Annotated in this window: 20 protein-coding genes and 1 tRNA gene; 2 read left to right on the forward strand and 19 right to left on the reverse strand. The window is 44.8% G+C overall.

Annotated elements, in window-relative coordinates; genetic code table 11:
• The 8 genes from J7M13_01565 to J7M13_01600 form a co-directional block, all read right to left on the reverse strand.
• On the reverse strand, positions 1-341 hold a 341-nt coding region (locus J7M13_01565), incomplete at its 3' end, for a TIGR01212 family radical SAM protein (protein MCD6362678.1).
• On the reverse strand, positions 325-732 hold the full coding sequence (locus tag J7M13_01570; GenBank protein ID MCD6362679.1) for a hypothetical protein: 408 nt from the start codon (positions 730-732) through the stop codon (positions 325-327). The genes J7M13_01565 and J7M13_01570, both read right to left, overlap by 17 nt.
• An 81-nt stretch (positions 733-813) precedes the next feature.
• Positions 814-889, reverse strand: a tRNA-Gly gene (locus tag J7M13_01575).
• 59 nt (positions 890-948) lie between these two features.
• Positions 949-1,992, reverse strand: a complete 1,044-nt coding sequence (locus J7M13_01580) for an ornithine cyclodeaminase family protein (GenBank protein ID MCD6362680.1) — start codon at positions 1,990-1,992, stop codon at positions 949-951.
• Complete coding sequence (locus J7M13_01585; protein MCD6362681.1) at positions 1,983-3,086, reverse strand: NAD/NADP octopine/nopaline dehydrogenase family protein; 1,104 nt, start codon at positions 3,084-3,086, stop codon at positions 1,983-1,985. The genes J7M13_01580 and J7M13_01585 overlap by 10 nt, the downstream gene beginning before the upstream one ends.
• A gap of 6 nt (positions 3,087-3,092) precedes the next feature.
• Positions 3,093-4,943: a TRAP transporter permease gene (locus J7M13_01590; protein ID MCD6362682.1), complete on the reverse strand. Its 1,851-nt coding sequence runs from the start codon at positions 4,941-4,943 to the stop codon at positions 3,093-3,095.
• Between the two features lie 60 nt (positions 4,944-5,003).
• Positions 5,004-5,519 carry a DUF1850 domain-containing protein gene (locus J7M13_01595; GenBank protein MCD6362683.1) on the reverse strand — a complete coding sequence of 172 codons (516 nt, stop codon included), beginning with the start codon at positions 5,517-5,519 and terminating at the stop codon, positions 5,004-5,006.
• Between the two features lie 99 nt (positions 5,520-5,618).
• Complete coding sequence (locus J7M13_01600; GenBank protein MCD6362684.1) at positions 5,619-6,572, reverse strand: TAXI family TRAP transporter solute-binding subunit; 954 nt, start codon at positions 6,570-6,572, stop codon at positions 5,619-5,621.
• Between the two features lie 159 nt (positions 6,573-6,731).
• Here J7M13_01600 and J7M13_01605 point away from each other — a divergent pair, with 159 nt between their 5' ends.
• On the forward strand, positions 6,732-7,589 hold the full coding sequence (locus J7M13_01605) for a MurR/RpiR family transcriptional regulator (protein MCD6362685.1): 858 nt from the start codon (positions 6,732-6,734) through the stop codon (positions 7,587-7,589).
• A gap of 13 nt (positions 7,590-7,602) precedes the next feature.
• Here the strand turns inward: J7M13_01605 and J7M13_01610 are convergent, their stop codons facing one another.
• The 3 genes from J7M13_01610 to dctP all read right to left on the reverse strand — a co-directional run bounded on the left by J7M13_01610 (position 7,603) and on the right by dctP (position 10,527).
• Positions 7,603-8,883, reverse strand: a complete 1,281-nt coding sequence (locus tag J7M13_01610) for a TRAP transporter large permease (protein ID MCD6362686.1) — start codon at positions 8,881-8,883, stop codon at positions 7,603-7,605.
• Positions 8,880-9,404 (reverse strand): TRAP transporter small permease, encoded by a 525-nt coding sequence (locus tag J7M13_01615; protein MCD6362687.1) that lies wholly within the window; start codon positions 9,402-9,404, stop codon positions 8,880-8,882. Before J7M13_01615 ends, J7M13_01610 begins: the two co-directional genes overlap by 4 nt.
• A gap of 112 nt (positions 9,405-9,516) precedes the next feature.
• Positions 9,517-10,527: a TRAP transporter substrate-binding protein DctP gene (dctP, locus tag J7M13_01620; GenBank protein ID MCD6362688.1), complete on the reverse strand. Its 1,011-nt coding sequence runs from the start codon at positions 10,525-10,527 to the stop codon at positions 9,517-9,519.
• Between the two features lie 220 nt (positions 10,528-10,747).
• Here dctP and J7M13_01625 point away from each other — a divergent pair, with 220 nt between their 5' ends.
• On the forward strand, positions 10,748-11,959 hold the full coding sequence (locus tag J7M13_01625) for a pyridoxal phosphate-dependent aminotransferase (GenBank protein MCD6362689.1): 1,212 nt from the start codon (positions 10,748-10,750) through the stop codon (positions 11,957-11,959).
• Here the strand turns inward: J7M13_01625 and J7M13_01630 are convergent.
• From J7M13_01630 to J7M13_01665, 8 genes are all read right to left on the reverse strand, one after another.
• Positions 11,941-12,735 (reverse strand): hypothetical protein, encoded by a 795-nt coding sequence (locus J7M13_01630; protein ID MCD6362690.1) that lies wholly within the window; start codon positions 12,733-12,735, stop codon positions 11,941-11,943. The two genes, J7M13_01625 and J7M13_01630, sit on opposite strands and share 19 nt — an antisense overlap.
• Positions 12,736-12,819: 84 nt before the next feature.
• Positions 12,820-13,431, reverse strand: a complete 612-nt coding sequence (locus J7M13_01635) for a class I SAM-dependent methyltransferase (protein ID MCD6362691.1) — start codon at positions 13,429-13,431, stop codon at positions 12,820-12,822.
• Positions 13,424-14,416: an NAD(+)/NADH kinase gene (locus J7M13_01640; GenBank protein MCD6362692.1), complete on the reverse strand. Its 993-nt coding sequence runs from the start codon at positions 14,414-14,416 to the stop codon at positions 13,424-13,426. Before J7M13_01640 ends, J7M13_01635 begins: the two co-directional genes overlap by 8 nt.
• A 101-nt stretch (positions 14,417-14,517) precedes the next feature.
• Positions 14,518-15,489, reverse strand: coding sequence for an alpha-ketoacid dehydrogenase subunit beta (locus tag J7M13_01645; GenBank protein ID MCD6362693.1), 972 nt, complete (start codon positions 15,487-15,489; stop codon positions 14,518-14,520).
• 12 nt (positions 15,490-15,501) lie between these two features.
• On the reverse strand, positions 15,502-16,431 hold the full coding sequence (locus tag J7M13_01650) for a thiamine pyrophosphate-dependent dehydrogenase E1 component subunit alpha (GenBank protein ID MCD6362694.1): 930 nt from the start codon (positions 16,429-16,431) through the stop codon (positions 15,502-15,504).
• A 48-nt stretch (positions 16,432-16,479) separates the two neighbouring features.
• The gene (locus J7M13_01655; protein MCD6362695.1) at positions 16,480-16,845 is read right to left on the reverse strand and encodes a Lin0512 family protein; all 366 of its coding nucleotides are present in this window, start codon (positions 16,843-16,845) and stop codon (positions 16,480-16,482) included.
• Positions 16,845-17,150 (reverse strand): hypothetical protein, encoded by a 306-nt coding sequence (locus J7M13_01660; GenBank protein ID MCD6362696.1) that lies wholly within the window; start codon positions 17,148-17,150, stop codon positions 16,845-16,847. Before J7M13_01660 ends, J7M13_01655 begins: the two co-directional genes overlap by 1 nt.
• Positions 17,151-17,314: 164 nt before the next feature.
• A partial coding sequence (locus J7M13_01665) for a hypothetical protein (GenBank protein ID MCD6362697.1) occupies positions 17,315-17,736 on the reverse strand: 422 nt, incomplete at its 5' end.

Genomic DNA, 17,736 nt, shown 5'->3' on the forward strand with positions numbered 1-17,736 from the left:
AGAGAGCTTATAAGTTCTTGGGCAGAAGATATAAAACAAACCTTTTTATGCTTTACTTTCAAGCCTTCACAAATACTGAAGGCTTGAAAGTAAAGCATAAAAAGGTTTGTTTTATATCTTCTGCCCAAGAACTTATAAGCTCTCTCTATTTGCTCCCTGAGGGACAATATCCCATATTCTCCTCTACCGCTGCCCTTTTCGTCGCAGAAAATGCACCCGCCTCTGCTTAACCTTCCATCCCTATTAGGGCAAAAAAAACCAGCATCTAAGGTTATCTTTTGTACTCTTTTACCATACCTGCGCTTAAAATACTCGTTAAGCGAGTTATATCTCCTCTTCACGAACGGTTTCCCAGCTTCTCGACTCCAAAGCACACGATATAGGAAGCCTCAATCCAAGAACTTTTTGAAAAACCTTTTGAATGAAGTCCTTTATCTTGGGATCTTCAACATACTCTATAAAGCTCACATCAAGATGCCTGAAAAATACTCTAACTGAGCTATCTTCAAAGGAGACTCTAACAGGCTCAGCCCCCCTGAAATAAGCGAAAACTATCTTGTCTCCGTTCTTAAGCTCGTCAAGTACTTTAAGCCACTTCTTTCTTATCTCGCTTAAGAGCTCCTCTTCGCTATATTTCACACGTTCTCTTTTTTCTTCTTCTCTCTGCTTTATATAGCTTAAAACCTCTCCCCTCCATTCCTCCCTTGCATTTGCCCCTTCGAGTCTCTCCATCTTGAGCGCTTCCCTCCTTCTCAAGGGAGATCGCTTAATTCCTGAAACTTATTTTACAATAAAAAAGAAAAAAATAAAAGGTGGAGCGGATAACGGGACTCGAACCCGCGACCCTCGGCTTGGGAAACCGATGCTCTACCACCTGAGCTATATCCGCACCACCAACTTTAATTATAATGAAGAAGAAGGGAAAAATCAAGCGGGAGGGATGTGATTCTAAACCCAGACAGGTCTTTCCCAAAGGACAAGTTCAGTTCCAATCCCCTTCTTAAGCGCGGTATCATATATTTTCTTAGCCACGATGAGATCCTCAATTCCCATTCCCACCGCGCTGAAAAAAATGGTTTCTGCTGGGTTTTCTCTGCCTTTTTTAGCTCCCCCAACTATTTCCCCGAGCTCAGCATAAATATCCTCTCGAGAAATTATTCCTTCCTTAAGCATTACCGCTACCGTCTGAACCCCCCTATGGATGACAGCTTCGAGGTCATCAACTACCACCTTATCGCTTTCCAAAACCACTCTCGATTCATACTCATGGTTTCCCACGTTAATTAAGAGAGCTCCCCTTTTCACCCACTCTGACCTCACTATAGGCTTCATCGCCGTTGTCACAGTTATCACTACATCCGCATCCTTAACAGCTTCCTTCGGAGAGGAAACCGCCTCAAAGGAAATCTCACCATATTTCCTGATTCCCTCATCTACGAAACTCTTGGCCCTTTCGGGATAAATATCGAAGACCCTTACCTTCCTTATGGAAGGGCAAACATGCATCAATGCCATAAGCTGGGTTCTACTCTGCACTCCTGCTCCAATTACAGCCAAAGCATCAGCTTCCGATGGAGAGAGATACTTCAGAGCAATTCCGCTTACCGCTCCTGTCCTCATGGCGCTTATTATGGTTCCATCCATGATCGCAAGCGGAAGAGCCGTTTCAGGATCATTAAGCACTATAATTGCCGATGCTCGTGGAAGCCCATATCTCTTGGGATTAAGTGGCTTGCTCCCAACCCACTTTATACCGGCAATATTCACGCTACTCCCTATATATCCTGGCATAGCGTTAAACCTACCCCTTATCGACTCCGACTCTATATCTCCCCATCGCAGAGAAAGCTTTGGGGGTGAGATTGTCTCCCCACTATAGTGAAGAAGGAAAAGCCTCTCTATCTCGTCAATGATCATCCTCATATCCATGACGCCACACTTTATCACATCTTCCTGAGAAAGAAACAATACCGAAACCCTCTCTATCGGCATTTAGCCGCACCTCTCTCCACAAGCGATAGAATTTCCTCCAAAGACATTCCACTGATCCCCAAGGAGTGTAGGTTTCTGCCTATTTTCCTATAATCCCTCTGATGTATAACGCTCGCAATAGCTATTACCGCGTCCATGAGAGGTGTTGGAACACCCACTATACTCGCAAGCTCTGAAAGGGGAACCAGCCCAGTTGGAACATCTTCAACGATATAACGCGTTAAAACTTCTTGAGGAGCCAGTATGCCATGATAGCCTTTCTGTCTCCCGATTAAAACGTAAAGTGGCTCATACTCCTCACCCTCTACCCCATATGTCTCACGAAGCCACTCCTTAGCCGTTAAAGTTGGAACTCCAAAAGCCTCAGCTAAGGAAATTCTCTCCCTGTCAAGGGCCTCAAGAATGTGGCTAACGCATGGTGTTATGCCATCTATGTAAAATTCAAACTCCTCCCTTCTCTCTATACGGGTTATATTAAGTATGGTAGGAGCAGGATGAAATATGGCTCCTATATTTAGCAGGCTGGTTTCAAGAACGTTTTCGGCAGGCTCAAACTCGGGGAAAAATTGACTTATCTTTTCTATAACCTCACCCGTCCTGATAGCAGGCATAGCAGCTATGCGCACTTTTCTCTTTGCTCTGTGAATCCTAACGCGAGATGGCGCCGTCTTTCTACAGGCATAAACAAGAGTCTGAGCCTCACCTACCGTAAAATCCGCTTGAGGATTGACGTTCATCACCGCGTTATAAAACTCAAGAGCACCAGCAGTTCTTCCCGGACTGAGGATAACCATCTGCCCATTGACGAGAAAAGGAGCGCACTTAACCGCAAGTTCCCTGTGCGCAAAGGCAGGTGTTATAATGAGTATCAATTCCGCTCCTGCTATAGCTTCTTCAATAGAGGTTGTTATAAGCCCTACGCGAACGAAATCTTCTCCATCTTCCGTCTGAAGCGTTATCCCCCCTGCTTCAGCGATCCCCCTGATGGCATCTTCATACTTGTCATACAATCTCACATTGCACCCTTCCCTACTCAAGACCGCAGCTATAGCCATTCCACCGCTCCCTGCACCTAATATTGCAACCTCATGCATCTTTATTCACCCTCCCAATGCCTTTTTCCTATACAGAATCTGTTTCACAAATATGGGTAAAACTACAGCCATACCTATAAGATCAGAAAAAGTTCCAGCATGCAGTAAAGCAAGAGCAGCTATCCCCAGAGCTACCCTCTGATAAGCTTTTATCTCTCCGAAGAAATAGCTCTCAAGACATCCCGCTAAAGCGAGGATCCCGAGCACAGCCGTACCAACAACCACCATGACATCTACAAAGCCGGCGCCAACCAGGACCAGCTTAGGATTTAAAGCAAAGATAAACGGCAATATAAACGCAGCAGAGGCAAGCTTAAGCCCGTTTAAAGCGGTTCTCACAGGATCTCCCTTGGCTATCGCAGCAGCCAGATATGAGCTAAGAGCAACTGGAGGCGTAACAGCAGCCATGCAACCAAAATAAAAGATGAAAAGATGAGCTGCAACTACCGGGACGCCGAGCTTAACGAGAGCCGGAGCTACCATAGAACCAAGGATGATATAAAGCGCAGTTGTGGGCATGCCCATTCCCATTATTATGGAGGCCACCATCGTTAGAAAAAGTGCTGGATATATCTGTCCCCCTGCAAGCTGAACTATGAGATCCGCAAACTTTAATCCCAAGCCGGTTAGCGTAACCGTACCAACGATCAGGCCTGCGCACGCACATGCAGCTATAACGCTTAAAGAATTTATCGCTCCCATTTCAAGAGCCCGAATGAACCCATGAAGATTAAGACGCGTTTCCTTACGCAAGAAGCTAACCATTATGACAAGCATAACAGCAGCGAAGGAGGCCTTAATGGGAGAGTATCCCGCTATCAGCATGTAAAATATAGTAATAGGGGCGAGAAGAAGAAATCCCCCTCTTTTAACCACTTCCAAAAAGCGTGGAAGCTTTTCAGATGGAATTCCCCTCAATCCTAGCTTTATAGCCTCTATATCAACCATCAAGAAAACGGACAGGTAGTACAAAACCGCGGGAATAGCCGCATGGATAATAAGCTTCCCGTAGGGAATACCAGTCATCTCCGCCATTATAAAAGCGGCAGCTCCCATGATAGGGGGCATTATCTGTCCACCTGCCGATGCCGCTGCTTCAACGCCTCCAGCGAACTCAGGTCTATAACCTATGCTCTTCATCAGAGGGATGGTAAAGGTACCGGTACCGGCAACATTGGCAAAGGAGCTTCCTGAAATTGTCCCCATTAAACCGCTCGCGATAACGGCAGCCTTTGCAGGACCTCCCCTATATTTACCTGCAATGGAAACCGCGAGATCTATAAATGATCTCGCTCCCCCCGTTTCGGTCAGAAAGGCTCCAAGAAGTATAAAGACAAACACGAAGGTAGATGTCACATATATAGCCACCCCATAAATTCCCTCGCTTGTCAAAAACATATGCTCTATAACACGTGAAAGATCGTACCTTCTATGCCCCAGATCCCCAGGTATAAGATGTCCAAAAAGAGCATAGGCGAGAAAACAACACGCAACTATAACGAGAGGCCAGCCCATCGTTCTACGAGTCGCCTCCAAAACGATAAGAATAGTTATAGCTCCCAGTATCAAATCTCTTGGCAATGGCTCACCAGCTCGCAGAACTATATTCATATAGTCCAAGACTATATAGGCTCCAACCGAAAGCGAAAGGAATATCGCCAATATATCAAACCAAGGTAATCTCCCCTCCTTCTCTCGAGAGGAAGAGGGATACCAGAAGAAGGTTAAAGCGAGAGCAAAAGCAAGGTGAATCGCACGATGTTGCATCTGAGGAAGCATCTCAAAACCGGAGGAATAAAGGTGAAATAGAGACATAGCTACCGCTATTCCGCAGGCTACTCTTCTCGCTAACCCCATAAGATTTCTTCTGGTCTCCGACCTCTCCTTGGGTAAATCCAATATCTTTACCTCCCTTCTTTATATAAGCTCGTTCTTCTCTCCCTTGAAAAGGAGAATAAAGCAGGGATATTCCTTAACATAGATATCTAATCTATCCCAGTTTTCAAGTTTTCTTAAGGGATAAAGTATCGTCCCGTCCCACAATATAAGACGTGGATTAGCCACCTTACTTAATCTGAAGGGAATAAAATTCATATGTTTATGGAGTCCACTTATGACCATAAAGCTATCTTTGAAGATAAGGTCTTCCTCAAAGGTCGAGGGAACGCCCCATCCAAGATCCTGAATTTTTGTGCCTATCAAAACGATCTCCCCACTGAGACTTACGAGATAGTACTCATAAACCGGGGAAAGATGAACCGAGTGTCTTATAAGAGTTGCGAAAACGTAGTCTGGATAAACCTCCTTTCTAAAAACTACATCGTTTCTATCCAAGCTGTAGATTTCAAGTACCGTTAATGGATAAGCAAATAGCATGACAGCAATAGAGCAAAGCACGATGATAAAAATTTTTCGCAGAGAAAATTCTCTCATCTTTCAAAGACACCCCTTTAAACTAATAAAGAGGGGAAAGCTTTTCCCCGTGCGGAAAGAGCTTCCCCCTTCCAGATTCAGAAAAGCGAGGCAACAAGCTTATTTGATAAGCCCTACTTCGCGATAATATCTTTCTGCTCCAGGGTGCAAAGGCACAGACATCGCGCTCAAAGCGGTACTTAGCTTTATATTTTTACCTTGAGCATGCGCTGCCGCCAACTCATCAAGATGTTCGAAAACGGCCTTGACGATCTTATAAACCGTGTCCGCGCTTAAATCCTCACGAGCACATAAAAGCGCAGGGCTTGCAACTGTAAGAACCTTTTCCTTCACTCCTTTATATACATTTGGCGGAATGGTAAACAGCGTAAGATAGGGCCTGCCTTTTAAGAAATTTTCCATTACCTTTCTATCCACGCTCAACAGATAAATATCTATCATCGTTGAAACATCCACAACCGCTGAAGTTGGTATACCGGATCCTACAATGGCGCAGTCTATAACACGGTCCTTAAGCGCAGTCACAGCCTCTCCAAACTTAAGAAACTGGGGTTTTATATCCTTATAAGTCAAGCCATGTGCCTTCAACACCATCTTTGCGGTTCTCTCCGTTCCACTTCCCGGAGCTCCAACGGCTACCTTCTTTCCCTTAAGATCATATAGAGTTTTTATGCCAGAATCTCTCCTCACTATGAACTGAAAAACTTCTGGATAAAGGCAAGCTATTCCACGAACGTTCTTCACAGGCTTTCTATCGAAGGGAGGCTGTCCATTGTAAGCACCCCAAGCAGTATTAGCAGCAGCTAATATAAGATCGACGCGCTTTGCTCTGAGCATCTTGAGATTAGCAACGGATGCTCCAGTAGATTCAGCAGTTATCTCGATGCCGGGGACATACTTAGTTACAATGGAGGCAATAGCAGACCCTATAGGGTAGTAAGTACCTGCAGTTCCCCCCGTAGCAAGAGAGAGGCGTTCGACTGCCGCCGAGGCATGTGCTCCAACTAAGAGAAGCACCACGAGAAGCAACGCAACCAACCTCTTGGACTTCACACCATTCCCCTCCTTTTGATAGTTTTTCTTTCATACTTAGGTTATATAGAAAGAAAATCTCTCATACTGAAGATATCAAATAACCGAGATCTTGTCAAGCACTGAAGTAAATGCTATCTTTAATAGGTCAAAAGGGAAAAACTAATGGAGGGCAGTTAAATGAAAGAGGAAGATATCTTCCAATACATGATGAATGCCAAAGAGGGGTTACCCCCGCGACAGAGAAGAGTTTGTGATTACATTCTCGATAACTACCCAAGAATCGCGTTCTTAACCGCTGAAGAATTAGCCAAGGAAACGGGCACGAGCCCCGCTACCGTTCACAGAATGGCAATAAACCTGGGATTTAAAAGCTACAAGGCCCTTAAAGATAAGTTGAGAGAGCGAGCCTCAAGCTCTTATGCGCTTCCTCTAAACAAAATACGAGACGCCTTGGGAGCATTTAAAGAAAATGAAATCGTAAGAGAAGTTATAAATGAGAATATCAAAGCTCTTAAGGATGTGATGAACGAACAGCTCCTCGGCTCTTTTCCTAAAGCCATTGAAAGACTGTCTGAGGCGAGGAGGATCTACATCATAGGCTTAAGATCTACAAGAGGCATAGCTCTTTATCTTCATGCATTGCTTCTTCAAATCACACCTGATGTATTCTTAGTAGACTATGGCGGGACTGATATGATGTTTGAGGTAATGATCGATATGAACGCCCATGATGCCCTTATAGCTCTTATGGCAGGGGTCCCTCGCTACACAAAGAGAACTATTTATGCCGTAGAATATGCTCATGGCAAGGGAACACCAATTATATTAATCACGAACACGCTCTCGAATGTAGTAGCCCCACTTGCAACGGAGATACTCTTAGCCCCTCAAAGAACAAAACATTACAGTGCTATACCCCTCCTCGCAGTATGCGACGCTCTCGTCGCTGCGCTTGGAAGCAGAAAGAAGAAAGAAGCCTACCAGAGGATAGACTCGCTAAGCCAGCTTCTCGTTAAGTATGATATCTCGGAATGAGAAGAGGATAGCTTTACCTTATGAAGCCGAGAAGTCTCGGTAAGAAAAGCGATATCGGCTCTATATAAGCCACGATAGCCAAAACTATTATCTCCGCTATAACGAATTTATAGACCGCTGATGCAATTTTCTCGAGCGATAAACCGGTTATCCCACAGCTCACAAATAAACATACTCCAACCGGTGGAGTAGCCATTCCTATTGCAAGATTAAGAACCATCATAAACCCAAAGTGGAGAGGATGTATTCCCACCTTGGCAGCTATTGGAGCAAGAATAGGCGCGAGTATTATTATCGCTGCACCGGTTTCCATAAACATCCCCACTATAAGTAGGAATATGTTTATTATTAGAAGAAAAACGTACTTGTTATGGGAAATGGAAAGAAAAGCCATGGCTATCTTATAAGGGATCATGTTAGCAGCTATAACCCAAGCAAACACATTAGCCATGGAAATTATAAGCAATATCGCAGCCATGGTTATACCACTTTGAAGAAGGATATTTGGAAGATCCCTCCACTTAAGCTCCTTGAATATGAACATGCCTATTATAAATGAATATATAACGGCAACAGCAGCAGCTTCAGTGGGAGTGAAAACGCCGAAGAGTATCCCACCAAGAATGATTATCGGGGACAGTAAAGCCCAAAAAGCCTTCTTAAACTCCGCCCATACCCTTCCTAAGGAAAAGCTCTCAACTGCAGGATAGTTTCTCGTTCTCGACTCAAGAAATACCACGAACATCAGCGCAAGCCCCAGCATAACCCCTGGAATAAAGCCTGCAGCAAAAAGCCCTCCTATAGAAACCCCAACTGAAACACCATATATAACCATAATGATGCTTGGGGGTATTATAGGGCCTATCGTGGCAGCTGCAGAGGTAAGAGCTGCACTGAAATCTGTCTCATAACCGTTTTTCTCCATTGCGGGAATCATTATGGAACCTATAGCAGAAGCATCGGCAACGGCTGAACCGCTTATCCCCGCGAAAAGCATATTAGCCACAACATTTGTGTGAGCTAAGCCTCCCTTTATATGCCCAACCAAGCTGTTAGCAAACCTTATTATTCTTATAGTTGTTCCTCCTCGGTTCATCAGCTCTCCAGCAAGGATAAAGAAAGGAACTGCCATAAGAGGAAAGGAATCTATACCTGTAAACATTCTCTGAGTTACAACCTGTAAAGGTACTCCCATAGCGAAGATGCAAACGAAACCCGTAATACCAAGCACAAACGCAAGCGGGATACCCAAAATAAAAGTTATCAAAAACGCGATGACCATCAACGTAATCATTTTCCCCTCTCCTCCTCTATCCTTTTAAGCTCGATATCCGCAGTTGAAAGAAGCTGAAACGATCTTGAAAGAAACATATCAAGAACGTGAAGAAACATATATATACACCCGAAAGGTATCGCAAAATAGGGTATAACCATGGGCAAGCCCATCGCAGGGGAAGTTTGAGTTCTCAAGGTAAGCAGTAGATTAAACCCCTGGTAGGCAAGAGCTATTAGAAAAACCATTACTATTATCTCTGACAGAAAGATCAGCCCCTTCTGCAGCTTCTTCGGCATTTTGTTTATAAACATGGTAACGCCTATATGTCTCCCTTTTTTCACCGCAATTCCTGCCCCGAGATATGTTACCCAGACCATCATGTACCTCGCAGCTTCCTCCGACCAAGTAAGAGGATTGTGAAGGACAAATCTAAAGATGACCGCGGAGAAAGCAAGAACGCTCATAAAAGCCATGAGAGATATTATCCCCCATCTCGCTATCCTATCAAAAACATCTATTAAGCCCTTTAATCCTCTCATTACTAAGTCTAATCACACCCCCTCTATAAGATAAAAGGGGCAGAAAATGTTTTTCTGCCCCTTCTTAAATTTTCGCAAGCAGTAAAATAAAAACTAACCTCTTGAAGTAGACTTACTGTATCATCCTCCTCTCCTTCTCCTCTGCCTTCTTAACAGCATTTATGACCTCATTTACCCACTTATCTCCGATTTCCTTCCTAACATACTTAAGAACGACCGGCTGAGAAAGATCTCTGAACTCTTTTGCCTCCTTCGGAGTGGGAACGTATATCCTCATGCCTTTTTTCTTAAGATGGATAAGGCCCGTCTGAACCTGCCTTTCAGTTAAAGCTCTCTGTGCAATCTTAAAGAGTTGAGCTCCCTCAAACATTATAAGTTTTTGATCTTCCGTTAGCTTATTCCATACCCTCTCATTTATGAACATTATAAGAGGATTATAAAGATGTCCATCTAAAACCACGTACTTAGATACTTCATAGAACTTCATGTTATTAATGAGCGTAATCGGACACTCTGCTCCATCAACGACCCCCTGCTGCAACGACATATAAAGCTCCCCGAAGGCTATAGGAGTAGGAGAAGCACCGAGCGCTTCGACCAACTTCATGTGAGCCGGATTTTCCATCGTTCTGATCTTAAGCCCCTTCATGTCAGCGGGAGAATGTATCTCCTTCTTAATGGTGAAGAAGTGCCTATACCCATTCTCGCTTATAGCAAGACAACGAATACCGGTCTTCTTAAGCATTTCCTTCATAAGCTTCTGTCCGAAGGGACCATCTAATACCTCCCAAGCCACACACTTATTGGGAAAGAGATAGGGTATATCAAATACCATTATAGGCTTAAACAAAGTTGGTATAGGCCCTGTAGTTATAGTGCCAAGCTCGATGGATCCGATCTTCAACCCTTCCAGGATCTCTTTCTCATTACCGAGCTGAGAGGCGTGAAAAGCATCCACTTTTATGGCTCCCTTGGTCTTCGTGTAAACATAATTTCTAAAGATATCAACCGCTATAACGGTTCTATCACTGGGGTCAGCCGGACCAGCGTTAGCGAGCTTCAGCCTCATAACCGCGAAAGCCGTGCTTCCCATTAACACCACGCCGAGGAACGCTATGAGCATCACCGCTATTCCCAGCCTCTTAAGCATATCATCGACCACCTCCATTAAGATTTAAGATAGGACTGCATGATATATTATACACTACTTTGGGCGCATATACCAATTCAAAAACACTCCTAACTTAAAATAAAAATCTTTAAAAACGCTTCCTTGCTTTCACCTCTTCATTTTTGTTAAAATCCCTCTAAATTACAATTTTACGGCGGTTAGTTTTCATGGTATGCTAATTCGCAGAGGGGGTGAATTAACTTTGCTCAAATTTAACTTTGATGAGGTAATCGAAAGAAGGGGCACGGGCTGCGAGAAATGGGACGCCTTAAAGGAGTTCTTCGGAAGAGAAGACTTAGTAGCTTTATGGGTAGCGGACATGGACTTTAAAGCTCCTCCAGAAGTAGTAGAAGCTTTTAAGAAGGCGGTGGAACACGGCATATTCGGCTATACCCACCGACTCGAAGAATATTACGAGGCGATAATCGGATGGGTTGAAAGGCGCCATAGCTGGAAAATAAAAAGGGAATGGATTAGCCATTCTCCAGGAGTTATCCCTGGAATTAATGTCGCCATATTAGCATTGACCGTGCCGGGAGATAAGATAATAATTCAGCCCCCAGTATATCCCCCATTTAGAAGAAGCATACTCGAAAACGGAAGACAGCTCGTCTACAACCCGCTTAGGCTTGAGGGAAATCGCTTCGTCATGGACTTTGAGGATCTCGAGAGAAAAATAGACGATAGAACGAGAATGCTTATATTATGCAGTCCGCATAACCCGGGAGGCAGAGTCTGGACGAAAGAGGAGCTTAAAACCTTAAGCGAGATATGTTTAAAACACAACCTCATCGTGCTTTCAGATGAGATACACTGCGACATCGTTTTCAAGGGATACAAACATATCCCGCTTCAAACCGTCTCAGATGAGATAGCTCAAAGAAGCATAGCCTTTATATCCCCAAGCAAGACCTTCAACTTAGCGGGATTAAGAACATCCGTGGCGATAATACCCAATGAAAACATAAGAAAAGCGTATAACGCCGTCCTTAAAGCCCTCAATATAGGAGAAGCTAACACTTTCGGAATGATAGCCCTTGAGGCAGCTTACAAACATGGGGATGAATGGCTAAACGAGCTTCTTTCCTACCTCGAGGGAAACCTAAAATTTCTGGATGACTTTCTTAAAGAAAGGATACCCGAGCTCGAGCTTATGCCTCCTGAGGGAACCTATGTCCCCCTCGTTAACTGTGAAAAACTGAAAATGACTCCAAAGGAGCTATGGGAGCTATTTATAGAAAAGGCTCATGTCGCAGTAAACCTTGGTGCAAACTACGGACCCGGAGGAGAAAACTTCATCCGCATAAACATAGCAACCCCAAGGAAAATACTCAAAGAAGGCTTAGAGAGAATAGAAAAAGCGATTCACCATTCGAAGCTCTGAACAACTATAAAGCCTTTTCTGCTAGCTCCCTCTTTAGCAGCTTTACGCGCAAAGTGGGTTACGATTATACCTACTACATTATCATGTTTATACAGTTTCTTTATCTTCTCTATTTTTCTCTCAAGAGGTTTTATCTCACGCAAGCGCGTGAACTTCATAACAGATTCGCCCACTATAATAATGCTTTCTCCATTCTTCCGACCACGCGCAAATAGATTTATCTCCTCATCATCAATCTCAAAGCGTATTATCTTTTCGAGAACTTCTATACCATACCTTTCCTTAAGAAAGACAGGCAATTTCTTATAAGCCTCATTTTCAAGGGCATAGGATACGCTCCGGGCAAGACCACCGAGATCCCTTCTAACATCTCCTAAAGAACCATAGAGTTTTCGTATTTCTTCTTCGGTGCGAGACTGAGCTTCCGTAAGATTCACAATCGCTCGCCTAAGCTCCTTTATTTCATCTTCCGATCTCGCTTGAACCTCTGCAAGCTCTTCTAACCTACGCTCAGTCCTCGCCTGAGCCTCAGCTAACTCCCTCAAACGCTCCTCCGTGCGAGACTGAGCCTCAGCAAGCTGCTCCAAACGCTCTTCCGTACGAGACTGAGCCTCAGCAAGCTGCTTTATAATATCCTTAAGCTCACTAAAATCCTCTCTTCTAACCATATTACGAGAAAGAAACTCAAGGTATTCAAGAAAGCTTATAAAGGCTTCCTTAATATCGGCAGGTAATTTATTAAACTTCCTTAGAAGATCAGCCTTTAGCGGAAACACCTAAAGCACCTCCTCAAGATAAAGTATATCCCAGCCTTTTTGCAAAGTAAAGCTGGTGGTTCTTTGCCTCGGAAAAAACTTCCTTTACACTTTGAAAGTTAAGAGGAAGAAATCTCCCATTGCGAAGGGGATTTTTATTGAAAAATAAGGGGTAAAAAGGAGGACTCCGCGTGCGGATGCTTTCCGCTCCATCATCTTCTCAAGACACCGGCGCTTAAAGTACCTTCCGCTCAGAGCGAGTTTTTCACCCGTTAGCTTTCTTACCCAATAGATCGGGCCCACTTTGCCGAGCAACCCTAAGAGAACTTTTCTCTTAGCTACCCTTCTTGCCTCAGCGAGCGCACTTTCAGGATCACGCATAAATTCAAGCGATGTTATGAAAAGAACATAGTCAAAAGAATGATCCTTAAATGGCAAGCGAGAGCCATCTCCGAGAACCACCGTCAGCCCTTTCCTCCTGGCTACCTCGATCATGGGCTCCGATATATCGACCCCTACTACCTTAAAACCATGCCTCCTGAGCTCCTCCATGAAGACACCTGTTCCACAGCCAACCTCAAGCAGGCTTCCACGCTCATCAAGCTCATCTAAAATAAGCTCAAGCTCTCTCTCAAGGACGAACTCACCCTCTATGCTTCTATACCATCTATCATAGTTTAGCGCATCATTAAGGCTAAAGTCCTTAAAGCTACTCAACTTTGAGAAAACCCCTTTCACTCGCGAGCCTTAAAACCCTTTTAACATCAACAACAAGGGGTCCCCTCCTTGTTATCTCAACCCTCCAATCGCCCTCGGTGAAATCGATCTCGCGCTCACCATCGAGCGCTATAACTCCCTTCCTTAGCTTAAGCGGGATTTTCAAATTAAGAGGAATTCCCCTAAAAGCTTTGACGCTTATTTCTTTGACAACGCCAGGAACTATGGGAGCATAAGCCTTTCTTCCAGGCTCTCCGAGCTCAACATAGACTCCTCTATCGTCCATCTCATCCGTGGGGATTAAAAAGCCCGCTATGGAGGAAGCTCCTATAGAGTCCGGCTTTGCAACGGTGGAGAATATTTCCCTTATTTCCTCGGGATGCCATATTGCACGGGATCCTATAAAAGAACAATCAAGCGATACGAGATCAACAAGGGCTATATCCTTGAGCTTCCCATCCTTGAAAAGCTCGATTCTCTTCACCCTATAGCATCCCTCTTCCTTAGAAACGATGCCCTTGGCTATAGCTGAAGCAGCTAAGGCAGCAACCGTGCTTTCTATCATATAAGGGAAAACATTATTCGTTCCAGTAGATATAGGAAGAAGGGGGACTTCACTTTGAGGAGAAAGTCCCTTGGCAACAACGCGATTTGTTCCATCACCACCGAGAGTTATAAGACAATCAACTCCTTCACGCTCAAAGATGGAAGCGGCTCTCGTTGAATCCTCCTGCGTGAAATCAACATCCATATCCACGATTTCAACCAAGAGGTTCACTCTCCCAAGCTCCTTTAAAGCCTTAGCTCCTATCTGAAAATAATCCGGCATGAAAAGAACCTTCTTTATGCCAAGCTCATCAAACACAGAAAGCATTCTTTTAACTATGTTTACCTTCTCATTATTATCAAAAACTGAACCGTGAGCAACGAGTCTTCTTATATCTTTGCCTGAAGCTGGATTAGCTATTATAGCTATTTTGCCCATGGAAAAATCTGCCTCCTTTAAAAGCTCAAAATAAAAGCGGGGGACGTTCCCTCCATGGCATGCAGAGGAAAACCGTCCCCTCGCTCTTAGAATTCAAAGGATCAAACCATCTCCTTAACCGCCTTTATTATATCACTAACCTGAGGTATTACAAAGTTCTCAAGTGGTGGGGAGAAAGGTATAGGGGTATTTTTAGCGCAGACCCTTTTCACTGGAGCGTCAAGATATTCAAAGGCTTTCTCCATAATTATGGCAACGATCTCTCCCCCGAAACCGCTCCTCTCAACCGCCTCGTGAACGACTATAGCCCTGTGGGTTTTCTTGACGGATTCGAGTATCTTCTCTTCATCAAGAGGATAAAGCGTTCTCGGATCTATAACCTCAACGCTTATTCCTTCCTTTTCAAGCTCCTTAGCGGCTTCCAAAGACTTATGAACCATCATAGAGGTAGCTATTATCGTTATGTCCTTCCCCTCTCTTTTTACATCTGCAACCCCAAGCGGAACGATATATTCCTCCTCTGGAACTTCTCCTTTAACCCCATATAACATCTTATGTTCAAGGAATATAACGGGGTTATCATCTCTTATCGCGGCTTTCAGCAATCCCTTAGCATCATAGGGAGTGGAAGGCATTACCACCTTCAAACCGGGAAGATGTGTAAACCACGCCTCAAGACTCTGTGAGTGCTGAGCGGCAGCGGAAAGACCTCCTCCTACGGGGGTTCTGACAACCATGGGAAGTTTTACTTTACCACCGAACATATACCTCATCTTCGCAGCCTGGTTCGTTATCTCATCCATGGCAACGCCCATAAAGTCGCAGAACATTATCTCCGGAACGGGTCTCATTCCAGTTGCAGCGGCACCAACGGATGAGCCTATTATCGCAGTCTCGCTTATGGGGGTGTCCTTTACCCTCTCTCCTCCAAACTCTTCCCACAATCCCTTCGTAACCCCGAAGCATCCTCCAAATCTACCCACATCTTCACCTATAATATAGACTCTCTCGTCGCGCTTCATTTCCTCCCTTAAGGCTTCCCTTATAGCTTCCGCGTAAGTGATCTCTCTCATCTTGAGCACCCCCTAAGCGTAAACATCCTCGAGTGCCTCTTCGGGCTCAGGATAGGGACTTTCTTCAGCAAACTTTACCGCCTCATCTATTTCCTTTGCGATCATATCCTCTATCTCCTTTATCTTCTCCTCATTCAAAACCCCCATCTTTAGAAGCTTTTCCTCAAAGCGTTTTATAGGACACTTTTTCTTCCACTCCTCTATTTCCTCAGGGGTTCTGTAGATCTGCGGATCTCCCTCAAAGTGTCCCCTCCAGCGCGCGGTCTTAGCCTCTATAAGAGTGGGACCTCCACCCGAACGAGCCCTTTTCACGGCCTCTTTAACGGCTTCATAAACCGCTATGACATCGTTTCCGTCAACGACAACTCCCGGTATCCCGTAAGCGGAGGCTCTATCAGCTATATCCTCTATAGCCATTCCTCTTTTTTGAGGCATGGATATGCCATACATATTATTTTCACAAAGGAAAACAACGGGAAGCTTCCAGATTGAAGCCATATTTATCCCCTCGTGAAAAGTTCCTCTATTAGAAGCGCCATCGCTAAAGAAGCATAGAGCCACCCTTCCATTCTTCTGAAGATAGCTCGAAAGCGCAGCGCCAGTAGCTATTGGTATACCAGCCCCAACTATTCCATTAGCTCCGAGAATTCCAAGATCAACATCAGCTATATGCATGGAACCCCCCTTGCCTTTACAATAACCGGTCTTTTTACCGTAGAGCTCTGCCATCATATATTTTAAGTCTCCGCCTTTAGCTATGAGATGCCCGTGACCTCTATGAGTGCTCGTTATATAATCCGTAGGCTCCAAGGCTGCGCAGGCGCCGGCAGCCACCGCCTCTTCACCTATATAAGAGTGAACGAATCCTGGGATCTTACCTTGCGCAAAAAGCTCCACTACCTTCTCCTCAAACCGCCTGATCCTTAACATCGTGGTATACATCTCCAGCCATAGCTTCTCGTCGCTCAAAGCCTCTCCCCCCTTAAAAATCTACCGCCATTTTCCCGGGACCTTAACCACAACGCAGGCGTTAACCACGACTATATTAGAAGTCTCACCAAATGCGGGAACGTAAATCCCGGGGACCCTAAGACCTCCCTCCACAACCCTAATTTCCACCTTACCTATGGGAAGCGCTTTTCTCACCTCTTCTTCCCTGACCTCACCTCCTCCCGGCACTCCAAGAATAACCTCAATGAGGATCTCATCGAGGAGCACATTCAGTATCTCCACAAGACCGCTTAAGCATACGCGAGATATAGCGTCCTTTACCGCTTTTACCGCAGCTTTAGTGCAATCCTCGCCGTGAAGATCCACCCCCATACCTAACTCGATAGCAAATCTTTTAAGGGTCATCAGAGCAGAAGATCATCTCCGCTCTTGTTATCAAGAGCTGGATGAAGATCGAACCTCACAACCCCGACGCGCGCCTTCCCTCTAACCGCCTTAGCGACTATGCCTACTCCCTCATTTCCGAACCCACCGCACAGCTCTATACATGTTATTCCCTGCTCCACAAATTTCTTAGCGAGCTCAGCACCCTCTTCATAGCTTGATACACCAGCTACATGAAGCTCTACCTGCTCATTCCTAACGACCGCCTTGTCTCTTTCAGGATTTGACCCCGGCACCACGAATATGAACGCAGCCTTAACAGCCATATTCACAACTCCCCCTCTCCGGCTAAAATTCATAAATCTATTTTAGTATTATGAGAAAGAAGTTTCAAGTTCCTGATAGATTACTTCAATCAGAAAAATTTTTACACCCTAATAAAGAAAAGAAACAAAAAGGGGGGCGAGATACCCCGCCCCCCTTTTTCTCTTCAAGAACTTACCGCTTTTATCTCCTTAACCTCCTCGCTTTTTTTAAGTTTAAAAGCAGATAGAAGCTTCCTTATATATTCAGCATCCTCCGATACACCCTGTGCCTCCTGCGCTAAATGCTCCGCCGCCTTAGAATTGTCCCCCGCAGCTTTACTTATAACCTCTATGTTGCCCGCTAAATCCGCCACATTCTTCGTTATACTGTCTAAAGCAGCAGACATCTCCTCAGTAGAAGCAGCCTGCTGCTGAGTAACAGATGCTATGTTCTGTATCGCATCGTTAACCTTCACTATCTCCTCAACCGCCTCCCTCAACTGCATCCTCGTAGACTCAGCACGAGATGCCGTCTCCCCCATCGCAACGTTTACCTCCTCCGTAGACCTACGAGCTACCTCAGCCTCACCTATTAGCTCCTCTATAA

The sequence above is a fragment of the Synergistota bacterium genome, assembly GCA_021159885.1.
Lineage (GTDB): Bacteria > Synergistota > GBS-1 > GBS-1 > GBS-1 > AUK310.